Here is a 14,174-nt window from a genome sequence, read left to right on the forward strand (position 1 = left end):
GGGGCAGTCACTAACTTAACTTAAACTTTTGCTTACCACCAAGCTTCTGCTTGAACACCAAATTGGTAGGTGTCTTTGGAGGTATTGCCTTCGAAGACTTTCTTGTCTTCGTCGTTAGCCAGATAGGAGGCGAACACACGGATTTCCGGACGGGCCCAGAAGCTGGAACCGGCAGACCAGGCTTGCGCCAGGGTCAGCTTGTAGCCAGCATCTTTGTCTTCGCTACCATTGGTAGACTTGTTGTTGTCCTTGAAGTAGCCGCCTTCAAAGATGGTCTTGTTGAAGTCATCCCACTTGTACATCGGGCGGATAACAGCGGACATGGTTTCGTACTTGTCGTTGCCATTCCACATTTCGTTGCCTACACCGTAGACTAACTGATGACCCATCTCCCAGGAGTTGCCCATCGGAACAACGCCCCAGTTGATGATACGGAAACCGTCGGCACCGTCTTTGGCTTCAGCGCCGTACCAGGAACCATCACCGTAGAAAGCCATGGTCTTGGAGTAACCTTCGGTACCGTATTGCAGCACGGTTTTGTTGAAACCACCGAGGATGCCTGCGGTCAGTTCAGCAGTCAGCATGACACCATCTTGCGGGTCTTTCTTCAGCGCTTTCTGATCATTGGTTTCATTAACCAGAGCGTAATCCACGCCCAGTTCCAGAGAGGCATCGGTCCACAGCGGGATGCCGGCATAACGCAGATCCAGAGTATTGACGTTCAGATCTTCGTTCTTCACGTATTTTGGAGCTGCACTGGTACCGGTATTGGTGTACTCGCCGAACACGTCTTTTGCGCTACGGTCGTTACGTACCCATGCGAAAGAGACTTTACCCGGACCAGCCTGGATGCCTTCGATACCAGCACCAGCACCGGAGATGTTCCAGTAGTAGAAGTCGGAGATGTGGATGTCATGGCGTTGATAGTAACGCTTACCAGCCCACAGGGTTGCTTCAGGAGCAAAGTTCAGCAAGCCTTTGGCTTGTACGTTGAACTGACGCAGAGCGAAGTCGGAATCACCATTGCACTGCTTGGCATCGAAGTTACAAACAGTACCGGTACCTTCCCAGTCGTTTGAACCGTTGGAAGCCATGGCAAACATGGAATCAACATAGAAAGTCTTGCCATCTTTGTTGAATACTTCCTGACCCAGTTGCACTTCACCGTAGGTATCATTTTCGTTACCCAGACGGCCAACTTTATTGACGTTGTATTTAACCATGTCGCCGTCGCCGGAAACACCGACGCCGGAACGGAAGTAACCGTGGAAATCTACGGCAAAGGCGGCTTGGGAAGCCAGGGCGGCAGTAACAGCTGCTGCAATCGGGAGCCACTTCATTTTCATTGTCATATTCCTTATTTCCCGCAGTGAGGAGTGTGATCCTGAATATTCAACTTCTTATCACCATGTAATCCTGTTGGTGATAACCGAGGTTGATTATAGGGAGCGTATTTCACGACAAATATGAAGCGACTCACAAAATGGCGACAAATCGCTCGGCAAACGATCGCCGCAACACAAGCAGGTAAAAAACTAACAAAGATAGCAATATATGACCATAAAAACCACAAAAACAGCAACTTAAACAAACCTGAAAGCGTTACCAGCAATTAATTCGCGACTGAACCAAAGTCATTATTTTACGTTCGAATGACAAAAACATGACTGAGATCGCTTTCAAGATTGAACTTTTATTTGGACGACGGGTCTGCTGTGCGCTTGAAACCATTACGCCGATGGAATGCCAAAAGGGGAAAATATCCCTCCGCCACTATCTACAATAAGAGTGGAAAATATGCTTGCTGAGTGAGATGACATTTTTGCAAATAACAATCCCCTGCCAGTTAAGGATCAGGGGATTGATATGGCTCTATTTCAGAGAATATTCAGGGCTGAATATCCCACTTTTTCAGCCAGCTGAGTGCCACCTGTTCGGGTTCATCGTGCACGGTAGCATCCAGCTCCAGCGGGGGAATCACTCGCGTGGCCCCCAGCTCTTGCAGCAATCCGTCTAGCCGACGGCCCGCGCCACAGAAATGGTCATAGCTGCTGTCACCCATGGCAATCAGGGCATAACGCAGCCCCTTGAGCCAGGGCGCCTTGTCAGCCAACTCGCTGGCAAAGGGCTGCAGATTGGGAGGAATGTCCCCCTGCCCTGTGGTGGCACTGACCAGCAATAAAAAACGGCCGGGGTCGATGTCCGCCAGCCGTGCTTCTTCGTGCAGAGAACAGTGATGCCCATTGCGTTCCAGCTCATCTGCCAAGGTCTCGGCCACCAGCATGGCTGCGCCGTAGACAGTTCCTACCACGATATCGATCTGCGCCATTCTCCTCTCCCTGCTTGAGTCACTCTTTTGAGCAACTCTATCAGCAAGCTGGCGTCAGATGCCACCGGTTCAAGGCTGAGGATCAGGCGCTTAGTAGTCGCTCTCGCTGGCGGGCCAGCCCAGCTCGGCAAACAGGCGCAGCACATCCTGACCGAGTGGCGCCAGGATCCGCATCGGCACCTTGAGCACCGGATGGGTAAAGCTCAGGGTGCGGGCCACCAGCAGCAGCCGTTCACAGCCAAAGTGCTCGCGAAAGAAGCGGTTATGACGGCCATCCCCGTGGGTGGTATCCCCGACGATGGGGTGGAACAGGTGATCCATATGACGGCGCAGCTGATGTTTGCGGCCGGTTCTCGGGAACAATCTGACCAGACTGTAGCGACTGGTGGGGTGTTTCTTGGAGACCGCATGGGGCAGCTCGACCCGATGCAGCCGACGGAAGGTGGTGACGGCATCCTGCGCCGGCCGATCCGGGTTGCTCATGGCATCGGCAATCTTGTCCAACTGCTCCTTGAGGGGATAGTCGATCACCCCCTGCTCGGGCGCCCAGCCACGCACCAATGCCAGATACTCCTTGTGCACCTGACGTTGGGTAAAGGCTTCGGTGAGTGCGCGGGCAATCACCGGATCGAGCGCAAACAGCAGCACACCGGAGGTAGGACGGTCGAGGCGATGCACCGGATAGACATGGCGACCACCGATGAGATCCCGGGTCATCTGCATGGCAAAACGGGTCTCGGCCTTGTCGAGCCAGCTGCGATGCACCAGCAGACCGGACGGCTTGTTGACCGCCACCAGCCACTCATCCTGATAGAGCAGGGTCAGCTTCAGGTCACTCTCTTCTCTGGTTTGTTCTGGCATCATTGTTCGATCACTTTGCCGGAGAGCAGCAGATCGAAGCGGCCGATCAGCCGCAGCAGCGCTTCTGCTTCGGCCAGATCCTCTTTGTAGACTTCGCTGGCCATGGGATAGAGGGAGACGCTGGTGGGCAGCGGCGCCTGCAACATAACCAGCTGCTCCATGCGCGGGATCAGCACGAACTGCAGCCACTGATCAAAGCTCAGGGTATCGACACAAAAAGGCAGGGTGCTTGCCAGGGCTTCGTCACCGGGATGGTCAGCTTGCCAGCGCTCGAGGCGCTGCAACTCGGCGGTGAGTTCCCCCAACAGGCCAGCGACCAGCAAATATTGATTCATCTCGCTCTCTTCCTCATAACCACAGATTGATCCGCCGACCCGACAGGGTCAGCAAGGATGCCGATAGATTCAGTCGCACAGCACCGGCGGTTCAGCCGGCTCAACGACATACACGGCAGCCAGCACGGCCTGCCGCCGTTAAAAAAGGGCGATACTATACACCTCCCCCTGCATGGCTGCCATGTTGATAGCTGCCGCAACGCACGTCTGCTGCCACTGGCTATCCTCGGCAAGGGCCTTATAATCGGCCCGCATCACCATTAGCCGGATCTCACCATGTCTGCGACGCCTACTGCCATCAATACCTTGACCGAATTTCTGACTCAGGCTGGCACCCAGTTCCAGCTGTTTGACATGGGCCGCCAGGTGCGGTCACTGGCAAGCGATACCTTTGTGCGCATCGAACAGCAGCAGGAGCCCTATCCCTGGCCGCTGCAACAGCACGCCTGGCTCGGCGTGCACTTCTTCCAACCGAACGAGTCTCGCCACTACCTCTGGTTCCTCAAGTTCGCCCTCGATGAGCGCGGCATGCTGATGTCAAACGGCCCCAAGCTGTTCATGGATCAGGTGGTGGAGACCCTGGGCTACAAGCTCACCGGCGATCTGGATGAAGAGAAGGCCCAGCGCTTGGCCGACAATCCCTACACCTTCCGACCGGCGGAGGCCAAGATGGCCAGTCTGCACGCCAAACTGGCGCGCCAGCTGGAGCAGGCCCCTTCTACCTATTACGATGCCCTCTGCCACTATCTGGCCGCCCCCAACGATACCGGTTGGCAGACACTGGGTCTGCAGGGCTTTGCCGACCTGGCCGAACGGCTGCATGATGAGCGCAATCTGGCGCTGATCTGCAAGGCGCTGCCCAAACTGCCGCAAGAGCCGCTCTACGCCCTCTGCCAGAGCCTTGAAAACGCCCCGCTGCCGCCGGCAGTACAAGGCGCCCTGCTCGAGCGGATCGGCAAGGAGCAGGAGTGCGCCGCCCCCAACCGGGAGACCCTGGCCTACCTCTGCCGCGCCTTGGCCTCCTGTCCCGGCAGCACGCTGCGCACCAACAAGCTGCTGACCCTGCTGCAAACCCAGCCGAGCCCTGCGCTGCTGCTCGCCATCGCCGGCCGGCTCTGGCCCGATCTGAAAGATGCCAATCTGCTCAGCCACTATCTGGAACAACTGGCACTGCAACCGACCCAGTTCTTCAATCAGGTTTTTGCCGAGTTGGTCACTTTACCGGCCCTGCGCAATGATATGCTGGCCAGACTGCGTGACCCCAACCGCAGCGATGCGCTGGGCAAGGCCATCGGCCGTCTGTTTGCCTCGGCCTGATCCCTCGCCTCCCCCTCACGCCACGAGGCAACACGGCGGGAAATAGAAAAGGAGATCGGGAGTGCCGAGCAGGACTCCCGGTTATCGACATCACGATAAGGAAGCCCGCCTATGGGAGAGATGCTCGGAATTTTGTTGCTGATTGCGATTGCCGGCCTGTTCTGGCTGCAACGCCAACAGGCAGAAGTGGCCTGGCAATACATGCGCCGCTACTGCCAGCACCATGACCTGCAACTGCTGTCACTGGCTCGCCATCGGCGGGAGCTGGCCCGCAATCCCCTGCGGCTGCTGACCCACTATCAGTTTGAATTTTCCAGCGATGGCGAGAGCCACTATCAGGGCACCCTCAAGATGCAGGGGCTGCACATCGTAGGCGTTGATCTGCCACCCCATCGCATCCCCTCTGCCTGATCTCCAATCTCGTCTCTGCGCCCAGAGGCTGTGCCTGTCTATAATCTCAGGGATTAAACAAAGGGAGAGACGAGATGGAACCCCTTGTCCACGATCTGCCAGCCCTGTTTGCCCAGCTCGGGATGGCCAACGACGAGCTGAGCCTGCACCGCTTTGTGCACGACCATCACCTCGACAATGAAACCCTGTTGCCGGAGGCCGGTTTCTGGAGCGCAGCCCAGGCCAGCTTTCTGCGCGACGCCCTGTGGAACGACTCCGACTGGTGCGAGGCGATCGACCAGCTCGATGTGATGTTGCGCCAACCCCGCTAGCCGCCCGCCCCTTTCCTCCCCTGCTGGCTTTGGTTAAGATCCCGCCCCGATATCGATCCCTCCTTCTCACCCAGAGCATGCTTATGTCCGCCCACGAGATCATCCGAATTGCCAACGAGCTGGCCGCCAAGGGCCTGACGCCCACCACCGCCATGATCAAGGCCCGCCTCACCCAGCCCGTGCCGATGGCCGAGCTGCTGAAAGTGCTGAGCCAGTGGAAGCAGCAGCCCGTCGCGACCGCCGAGAACGAGCTCCTGCCAGAGGCTGTGCCTCAGCCAGCGCCGGAGCTCACCCTGCAGCAACTCGCCGAACAGCTCGCACGCATCGAACAGAAGGTGGATCGCCTGACCGACCTACTCATCCAGCAGGGGCAAGGCTGAACCATGTATATCGTCGAACTCTGCTTTGAGTGTTACCGCGATACCTCCCTTGGCGACGCAGAGCGGGCCATCGTCAACTACCTCGACATGCTGCGCTATCAGGGCCAGATCCTCGGGCGGGAATTTCCCACCAGCATGCACGACGGCTATTTCGTCAGCCGGGTGGTCTGCCCGGAGCAGGATAGTCTGCACCCCGACAACCAGAGCGATCAGGTCAGACTGGCCGAACAGCAGCTCAATCAGGCGGGGTTGCTGGCGCCGAAGCTCCAGCTGCAGGGGGCCGATTTACTCTCTGATAGCACCGACCCTTGCGGCGAGCAGGGCGAGCGGCCGAGCTGGATGTTGCTCTATACCAGCTTTTTGCACAGCTGCTCGCCGCTGCGCTGTGGCGACCACTTCGCCCCCATTCCGCTCTACCAACTGCCCGCGGTCGCCAACGGCGATCAGAAACAGATCATCAAGTGGCAGGAGGATTGGGAGGCGTGCGATCAGTTGCAGATGAACGGCTCCATCGCCGAACATGCGGCGCTGCACGAAATCGGCGAAGTGGGTAGCCGCCTCTACCGACGCGGCAGTGATCTCGCCAAGCGGCTGGAAGTGCTGAGCGGCATCCCCACCTACTACTATCTCTATCGGGTAGGCGGGCTGAGCGCTGCCGAGGAGAAAGCGCGCCTCTGCCCCAGCTGTGGCGGTGAGTGGGCACTGGCAGAGCCGCTGCACGAGATCTTCGACTTCAAATGCGACAGCTGCCGCCTGGTCTCCAACCTCTCCTGGGATTTCAAGGATTAGGTTCGTTCCCTGCACGTTCCCCCATAAAAAGAGCCTTGCCGCATGGCAAGGCTCTTTTCGTTCCGATGAGTAACCTTGGCTCGAACAGGTGCTATTGCGGCAACGTCTCCAGCCGTTCCAGAAACGCCGACAAGGAGGGAGCCAACGGCAGACGGCGGCCTGAGTCGAGCCACTCCAGCCACACCTGACCACTCTCGTTATCCAGCGAGATGAGCGTCATCTCGTTGCGGGTGGTGGCAATAAATATGGAGGGGGTTCGTTTTAACTTGCGCAGCATCAGCAGGTGGCCGATGAGATTCTCCCTGAGCAGGTCGAGATCCGACTCATTCCACGGCATGATCAGTTCAAGGCGCAGCCCCTTGAAAAGGCAGGGGATGGGGCGGCTGAACCAGAGCCCGAACAGGGCAATGGCGCTGGGATGAATCGTCAGCTCAAGGGCATCGGCCATGGCCGTAAAATCGGCGGGTTCGGGGCGATGGTGAGGGCGCCAGGCCACCCGACCATCGGCGGGCTCACCAAGCTGGCAGGGGGAACGCCAGTCCGCCTCCCACTCGCACAAGGGCAGGCCTCGTCTGGCCTCGCCATCCCGTTGCCAGCGGGCAAAAAAGTGCTCCAGGGCAGACAAAACTTGATCCGACATCGAAAATCCCCACAATTGCTGGCAAAGTCCGCTATTGCACCACCAAACCCGGTAACAGACAAGGTTGCCAGCCGACCTTGCGACCCGGGAAACATAACCCGGGATACAGAGAGGCCGACGCCCAAGCCAAACGGCTGCAACAATCCGGCCCTGCAATGGCCCGTTTCATTCCACTCATCATGAGCACATTACGTGAGCAACCCTGTGAGCAAACAAGATAGATACGCCGGGGCCAGCGCCCTGACCGGCCTGAGTCTGGGCCAGCAATCCGATTACATCAGCCAGTACACCCCCTCCCTGCTGCAACCGGTTCCCCGCAGCCTGAACCGGGACGACCTCCAGCTGGGCGATGACCTCCCCTTTACCGGTTGCGATGTCTGGACCCTCTATGAGCTCTCTTGGCTCAATGCCAAGGGCAAGCCGATGGTGGCGGTGGGTGAAGTGGCCATTCCGGCCACCAGTGCGAACCTGATCGAATCCAAATCCTTCAAGCTCTACCTCAACTCCTTCAACCAGACCCGTTGCGACTCTATCGAGGCAGTCGCCACCATGCTGACCAAGGATCTGAGTGCCTGTGCTGGCGAGACCGTCAAGGTGACCCTGTTCCCCCTCGACAAGGCGCCGCACCAGATTGCCCTGCTGCCCGGCGAGTGCATCGACGAGCAGGATATTGAGGTAGACAATTACGAGTTTGATGCGTCCCTGCTGCAAGGGGCAGCTGGCAGCGAACAAGTAGAAGAGACCCTGCACAGCCACCTGCTCAAATCCAACTGTCTGGTGACCAGCCAGCCGGATTGGGGCTCTGTAGTGATCCGCTACAAGGGGCCCAAACTCGATCGGGAGAAGCTGCTGCGCTACCTTATCTCGTTCCGCCAGCACAACGAGTTCCACGAGCAGTGCATCGAGCGGATCTTTATCGACCTCAAGCACTATTGCCAGCCTGAGCAGTTGACCGTCTATGCCCGCTACACCCGTCGTGGCGGCCTCGACATCAACCCGTTCCGCTCCGATTTCGAAGCGGTGCCCGCCAACTTGCGCCTGATCCGCCAATAAACGCGAGCTACAGCAGAGAGGGCAGGCACACTGCCCTCTTTACAGTGCGCCAGAAGGTTTCAATCAATGCCTGATACGGCAAGAATGTGGGCGATGGATAATAAACTCCAGACAAAACCCACTTGCCGACCACTTTCAAACCACAGTAAACGCTGGACTCGCAGGGGGGGGCTTGGATAACATGCCAACACCTCTGCGCCATCCTTAATCCAATGAATCAACTGTTTTTTCTGGCCATGATGATGTCCTCCCTGTCAGCTCCGAATCTGGATCTGGACAAGGAGCAACTCTCTATCGATCTGCAACAAGCGCAATCGATGGTACTGACCGATCCTGCCAGATGCGTCCAGATCACCACTGCCTTCCTGGCGCGCGCAGCCAATAATCCCCAGCAAATCATCAGCAATCGTCAGGAGTTCGGTTATCGCGAACCCATCTTGAGCTACAGCACGGTAGCCCAGACCATAGGAGCCCATCTGCTCAAAGGGGAGTGTCTGCTGCAACTGGGCCAGTATCAGGCCACCCAGCAAGCGCTCGACAAGGCGATGGCGCTGGCCGACAAAGAGCGGCAACCGGAACTCAAGGCCCACGGCCTCTATCTCAAGATCCGCAGCCAGGCCCTCAAACCGGATAACCAGAGCACCAGCCGCGCCCTGATGGCTCAGCTGGACGAGCAGTTGGCCGTCCCCACACTCAAGCAGAGCCAGCTCCATATTTATGGCCGCCTGCAACGCACCAGCTACGACATCGAGAACCAGCACTTCGATGATGCCAAGGCCCACTTGGCAGATGCGCGGATCTGGGCCGCCAAGACCCCCAATCCCCTCGCCAGTGCCTGGGTCAGCGCCATCAGCGGCGACCTTTATCGCGCGCTGCATCAGCCACAGCTGGCGCTGGGGGAATATATCGATGCCCAGCAACAGGCCAAAAGTCTCAACGACCCGCTCTTTCTCGGCCTGCTGTCAAACCAGATAGTCAAACTCTACCAGCAGGAGCTGGAGCCCCAGAAAGCACTGCAATATGCCAATGAGGCGGCCAACTACTTCCACTCCCTCGGCAATCCCTCCCTGCTGTGCGACTCACTCATCGTGTTGGCGCGACTCAATCGCGAGCAGGGCGACCTCAACATGGCACTGGTCTACTTCTTCAATGCGCTGGATCTGCTCGATGAGGGGAGCAACCGACCGCAAGCCTCCCTGCTCAAATACGAAATCGGCAAAACCTACCTGCAAAGCGGCAACCTCTCGCTGGCCAGCAACTACCTCAATGCGGCCCGCCAGTCCCACGAGCTGAGCGATGCCAAAGAGCCGCTGATCGATACCCTGCTGCTGCTCGGCGAGCTCTATCTGAAGAAACAGGAGGCCGCCATCGCCATCCTGCAGTTGGAGAACGCCCGCGCGCTGGCCAATCAGCTCGGCGATACTCGCCGTCAGTACGAGGTATTCCGCCTGTTGTCGCTTGCCTACGAGCAGAAGGGGTATCTGCGTCAGGCCCTCGACAGCTACAAGCGCTTCCACCGTCTTGGCGAAGAGGTTCGCCAGCAGGAGCAGGCCATGGAGCAGGCGGCGATCCGCGACAACTATGTCCAGGTCGAACGGGTGCAACATATCAAAGATCTGGAGCAGCGCCTGAACAACAGCCAGCACCAGCAGGAGCGCTATCTCTGGTCAAGCATCACCACCAGCCTGCTGCTGGCGCTCTTTATCTACCTCTTCTTCACCCTCTGGCTCAAGTTGCGTACCGCTCGCCTGCAACTGAAACGGACCAATGAGGCCCTGCTGATCGAGCCACGCTCGAGGCTGGCCAACTGGCAGCGGCTGATGAACCGCTGGCCGCGGGAGATGGCAAAACGCCAGCTCAAATCGGATCGCTGGTATCTCAGTGAACAACACGCCAGCGAGTTTGATGACAAGCTGCACTATTTGCTGTTCCGGGTGCCTTTCCTGGTCAACACGCTGGAGCGCCACGGCTATCAGGCCAGCAGAGAAATCGAGCAGGCCTTCGGTGCCTATATGGATACCCTGACCCCGCAAGATGGCCGTATCTATGACTTGCGTGAAGGACACATGCTCTATGTGGTGCCACAGCGCCACGTCACCAACCTGCATCAACTGGCGGGAGACCTGCTGACGGCCATCGCCGCCTTCCCTTGCAACTATCCGCTGGATCGCCAGATCAGCCTCGGGATTGTCAGTCACCCCTTCCTGCCGAAAGCGGCGACCGCGCTTGATCACAATGGCCTGTTTGACCTCTGCTATCTTGCCCTGTCGGGAGCCATTCAGCTCAGTGAAAAATGCCAGCAAAACGCCTGGTTGGAGCTGGCTGCGATCGATTGCCAACAAGCGGCATTTTTTAATGGAGATGTGTGGCAATGCGGCCTGATGGCAATTGACAAGGGACTGGTAAAAGTCAATTCTTCTCATGAAAAGCAATGGGTTAATTGGCCCAGCCTTGCAAGGAAGCCGGCAGCCGATAACCACCAGGAAATAATGTAGATAACAGGCGAGGATCGAAACCAGGTTCGACCACTGTTGCTATCCAACACCAAAAACAATAATGACAACAGGGCGACCTGATAATGAATGACATCGCTGCCGTAGCAGGACAATTGGCCAGGCTCAGGGAATCCCTTCAGCAAAAACAGCTGGAACTCGACGGCGTCCTGTCGTTTTCCGATGCAGAGCGTGCCCGCGGCATCCAGTTTATCAACAAGTTGATGCTCTCCTGCCGTGGCTTCGACCGCGAGCTGGACAATCGCTTCGCCAAGCTCAAGCAGAAACTGGATAACAATCCCGCATTTACCTCGTTAGACGAGGATCTGCTGGCCATTGAAAAACTGCTGCAGCAGCACAGCAATGCGCTGGAAGAGTCGATCACCCTGACCCAGACCGCCATCGATCTTGGCTCCAGGCAGCTGAAAAACATCAAGGGCTTCCCGGAAGAGACCCGCAAGTCCCTCAAGGAGTTTCTGGCAAGTCCCGCCGGTTACGGCATTGCCGATCACCAAAAGAAGGTGATCAAGCTGCTGGAGTTCTACCAGCAGGCGATCAAGATCCAGCTGCTGCCAAGCCAACCCCTGTTGACACCGTCAGGTGCAACTCAACAAGAAAGCGATGCTGCCAGCAACGATGCCCAGCCCGATGTCGACCCGTTTGATCTAAAGGATCACGCTCGCATCGCCGATGAGCTGCAGCGGCTTATCACCGAACTCGACTTTGCCGGTGCCATCGGCGAGAGCCTGAGCGACATTCGCCGCCAACTGCTGATCGGGATCAACCCTGCCCTGCTGGCGGAAACCTGCCTGCAGGTGATCGAGCTCATCATCGAAGGCACCCGTGAGGAGCGCAAAGCCTCCCGCGCCTTCCTCAGCTCCCTCAATGAGAGCCTGTCAGCGGTACATGTCGGCTTTACCGAATCCCTCGATGAGGGGCGTGCGCTGCAAAACGAAACCCGAGAGACCCGCGAGGCGCTGGTCAACGAGTTGCAGGCGATCGATCACTCCCTGGCCAGCCATAACTCCATCGATGCGCTCAAGCGCGCCATCTCCGGCCATATGGGCGCCATCAACCTGCTGCTGCAAGAGCGTGACAGCACGGCGGCGCGAGAGCGTCACCTGCTCACCCGCCTCTCCACCATGGAGTCCAAGCTGCGCTTGATGAAGGAGGAGACCGCCGAGTACAAGAAGCGGCTGACCATTCAAAAACACAAGCTGTTCCTCGACAGCCTGACTCAGGTACACAACCGGGCAGCCCTCGATGAACGGCTGGAGCAGGAGTACAAACGTTGGCTTCGTTACCGCACTCCGCTCTGCATGGCGATCATCGACATCGATCACTTCAAGAACATCAATGACAACTACGGCCATATGGCGGGTGACAAGGCGTTGAAAGTGGTCGCCAAGGCGCTGCAGAGTGCGCTGCGTGACACTGATTTCATCGCCCGTTTTGGTGGAGAAGAGTTCGTGGTGTTGCTGCCCAACATCAACCCGGACAAGTTCCAGAAGCCGCTGGAGACCCTGCGCCAGACCATCAAGAGCATCCCGTTCCGTTTTCGCGATGCCAAGGTGGAGATCACCATCTCCATCGGCGCAACCCTGTTCAAGGATGGGGACAACCCGTCCGATGTGTTTGAACGGGCGGACAAGGCGCTCTACCACTCCAAGCACACCGGTCGGGATCAAGTGACTCTGGCCTGACAAGCGGCTAAAAAAACAGCGAACAGTCGTCGCCCTATTTCCCTTCACCCTCTGTTACCACTACTATCGATCTCAGGGGATGCAACATAGCGTCCCCTTTTCTCCCCAGGGAAAAACACAACGATAACAAGTGAGTAAAGGGGAACCTATGATTACGCACATCAATCCCGTCGGCAGCATGGATTTGCTGTCACAGCTCGAGGTGGATCGCCTCAAGCAGACTGCCTCCAGCGATATCTATCAACTGTTTCGCAACTGCTCGCTGGCAGTGCTCAATTCAGGTAGCCATACCGACAGCTCCAAGGAGATCCTGGAGCGCTTCAAATCGTTCGATATTCATGTGATCCGGCGCGAGCGCGGGGTCAAGCTGGAACTGTTCAATGCTCCCGAGCACGCCTTTGTCGATGGCGAGATCATTCGCGGCATTCAGGAGCACCTCTTCTCGGTGTTGCGCGACATTCTCTATGTCTCCAATCAGCTCGAATCGAACCGCCTGGTCAATCTGACCAACTCCACCCATATCTCCAACGTGGTGTTCGCCATCCTGCGCAACGCCAAGGTGATCCTGCCTGGCGCCGATCCCAACCTGATCGTCTGCTGGGGTGGCCACTCCATTAACGAGATCGAATACCAGTACACCCGCGCCGTGGGCAGCGAACTGGGCTTGCGTGAGCTGAACATCTGTACCGGCTGTGGCCCTGGCGCCATGGAGGGCCCGATGAAGGGGGCCGCCGTCGGCCATGCCAAACAGCGGGTGCGCAACGGGCGCTACATCGGCCTCACGGAGCCTTCCATCATTGCGGCCGAACCACCCAACCCCATCGTCAACGAGCTGGTGATCCTGCCGGATATCGAGAAGCGACTTGAAGCCTTCGTGCGCCTTGGTCACGGCATCATCATCTTCCCGGGTGGGGTCGGCACCGCCGAAGAGCTGCTCTATCTGCTCGGCATCATGATGCATCCGGCCAACGAGCGGCAGCCGATGCCCATCATCCTGACCGGCCCGAAAGAGAGTGCCGACTACTTCCGTGCCATCGACGATTTCATCAAGGCGACCCTGGGTGAACCGGCGACCAAGCTCTACCGGATCATTGTCGGCGATGCGCCGGAAGTGGCCCGGGTGATGAAAGAGGCGATGCCGAAAATCCGCGAATACCGCAAATCGGTCGGCGATGCCTACTCCTTCAACTGGTCCCTCAAGATTGAGCCGGAGTTCCAGCTCCCCTTCGAACCGGATCACGCCAGCATGGCCAGTCTGGATCTGCACCGCAACCAGCCGCCCCAGTTGCTGGCCGCCAACCTGCGTCGTGCCTTCTCCGGCATCGTCGCCGGCAACGTCAAGGAAGGGGGCATTCGCGCCATCGAGAAGAAGGGCCCCTTCAAGCTGCACGGTGACAAGGAGCTGATGCACCTGATGGACAAGCTGCTGGAGAGTTTCGTCAAGCAGCAGCGGATGAAGCTGCCTGGCAGCCAGTATGTGCCCTGCTACGAAATCGTCCGCTAGGGTACAGATACATCATCGAAAGAGGGGCGCATCGGCGTAATGCCAGTCA

General features: G+C 57.9%; 14 protein-coding genes. 9 read left to right on the forward strand and 5 right to left on the reverse strand.

Annotated elements, in window-relative coordinates; genetic code table 11:
* Positions 1 to 32 precede the first annotated feature (32 nt).
* The 4 genes from ACW5W8_RS01910 to ACW5W8_RS01925 form a co-directional block, all read right to left on the reverse strand.
* Positions 33 to 1,346, reverse strand: a complete 1,314-nt coding sequence (locus tag ACW5W8_RS01910; RefSeq protein WP_498626153.1) for a maltoporin — start codon at positions 1,344 to 1,346, stop codon at positions 33 to 35.
* 542 nt (positions 1,347 to 1,888) lie between these two features.
* A complete protein-coding gene (locus tag ACW5W8_RS01915) occupies positions 1,889 to 2,329 on the reverse strand; it encodes a flavodoxin (RefSeq protein WP_498626154.1) in 441 nt (146 codons plus the stop codon).
* A 90-nt stretch (positions 2,330 to 2,419) separates the two neighbouring features.
* On the reverse strand, positions 2,420 to 3,193 hold the full coding sequence (gene truC, locus ACW5W8_RS01920; RefSeq protein ID WP_498626155.1) for a tRNA pseudouridine(65) synthase TruC: 774 nt from the start codon (positions 3,191 to 3,193) through the stop codon (positions 2,420 to 2,422).
* Entirely contained in the window at positions 3,190 to 3,525 is a 336-nt protein-coding gene (locus ACW5W8_RS01925) for a YqcC family protein (RefSeq protein ID WP_498626156.1), read from the reverse strand. The genes truC and ACW5W8_RS01925 overlap by 4 nt, the downstream gene beginning before the upstream one ends.
* Before the next feature lie 276 nt (positions 3,526 to 3,801).
* On the opposite strand from ACW5W8_RS01925, the gene ACW5W8_RS01930 reads away from it, so the two are divergent.
* The 5 genes from ACW5W8_RS01930 to ACW5W8_RS01950 all read left to right on the forward strand — a co-directional run bounded on the left by ACW5W8_RS01930 (position 3,802) and on the right by ACW5W8_RS01950 (position 6,733).
* A complete protein-coding gene (locus ACW5W8_RS01930) occupies positions 3,802 to 4,842 on the forward strand; it encodes a DUF3549 family protein (RefSeq protein ID WP_498626157.1) in 1,041 nt (346 codons plus the stop codon).
* 111 nt (positions 4,843 to 4,953) lie between these two features.
* Positions 4,954 to 5,253, forward strand: a complete 300-nt coding sequence (locus ACW5W8_RS01935) for a DUF3301 domain-containing protein (protein WP_100654341.1) — start codon at positions 4,954 to 4,956, stop codon at positions 5,251 to 5,253.
* Between the two features lie 74 nt (positions 5,254 to 5,327).
* Positions 5,328 to 5,564, forward strand: coding sequence for a DUF2789 family protein (locus tag ACW5W8_RS01940; protein WP_088869965.1), 237 nt, complete (start codon positions 5,328 to 5,330; stop codon positions 5,562 to 5,564).
* Positions 5,565 to 5,647: 83 nt separating this feature from the next.
* Positions 5,648 to 5,944 carry a DNA-binding protein gene (locus ACW5W8_RS01945; RefSeq protein ID WP_498626158.1) on the forward strand — a complete coding sequence of 99 codons (297 nt, stop codon included), beginning with the start codon at positions 5,648 to 5,650 and terminating at the stop codon, positions 5,942 to 5,944.
* Between the two features lie 3 nt (positions 5,945 to 5,947).
* Entirely contained in the window at positions 5,948 to 6,733 is a 786-nt protein-coding gene (locus ACW5W8_RS01950) for a Zn-ribbon-containing protein (protein WP_498626159.1), read from the forward strand.
* 91 nt (positions 6,734 to 6,824) lie between these two features.
* Here the strand turns inward: ACW5W8_RS01950 and syd are convergent, their stop codons facing one another.
* Positions 6,825 to 7,373 carry a SecY-interacting protein gene (gene syd / locus ACW5W8_RS01955; RefSeq protein ID WP_498626160.1) on the reverse strand — a complete coding sequence of 183 codons (549 nt, stop codon included), beginning with the start codon at positions 7,371 to 7,373 and terminating at the stop codon, positions 6,825 to 6,827.
* Between the two features lie 204 nt (positions 7,374 to 7,577).
* Here syd and queF point away from each other — a divergent pair, with 204 nt between their 5' ends.
* The 4 genes from queF (at position 7,578) to ppnN (ending at position 14,125) form a co-directional block, all read left to right on the forward strand.
* Positions 7,578 to 8,426 (forward strand): NADPH-dependent 7-cyano-7-deazaguanine reductase QueF, encoded by an 849-nt coding sequence (queF, locus tag ACW5W8_RS01960; RefSeq protein WP_498626161.1) that lies wholly within the window; start codon positions 7,578 to 7,580, stop codon positions 8,424 to 8,426.
* A gap of 212 nt (positions 8,427 to 8,638) precedes the next feature.
* Positions 8,639 to 10,921, forward strand: coding sequence for a hypothetical protein (locus ACW5W8_RS01965; RefSeq protein WP_498626162.1), 2,283 nt, complete (start codon positions 8,639 to 8,641; stop codon positions 10,919 to 10,921).
* An 83-nt stretch (positions 10,922 to 11,004) separates the two neighbouring features.
* Positions 11,005 to 12,621 carry a GGDEF domain-containing protein gene (locus ACW5W8_RS01970; RefSeq protein WP_498626163.1) on the forward strand — a complete coding sequence of 539 codons (1,617 nt, stop codon included), beginning with the start codon at positions 11,005 to 11,007 and terminating at the stop codon, positions 12,619 to 12,621.
* 148 nt (positions 12,622 to 12,769) lie between these two features.
* Complete coding sequence (gene ppnN / locus ACW5W8_RS01975; RefSeq protein WP_019445906.1) at positions 12,770 to 14,125, forward strand: nucleotide 5'-monophosphate nucleosidase PpnN; 1,356 nt, start codon at positions 12,770 to 12,772, stop codon at positions 14,123 to 14,125.
* Positions 14,126 to 14,174 lie beyond the last annotated feature (49 nt).

The sequence above is a fragment of the Aeromonas aquatilis genome (genome assembly GCF_054052405.1).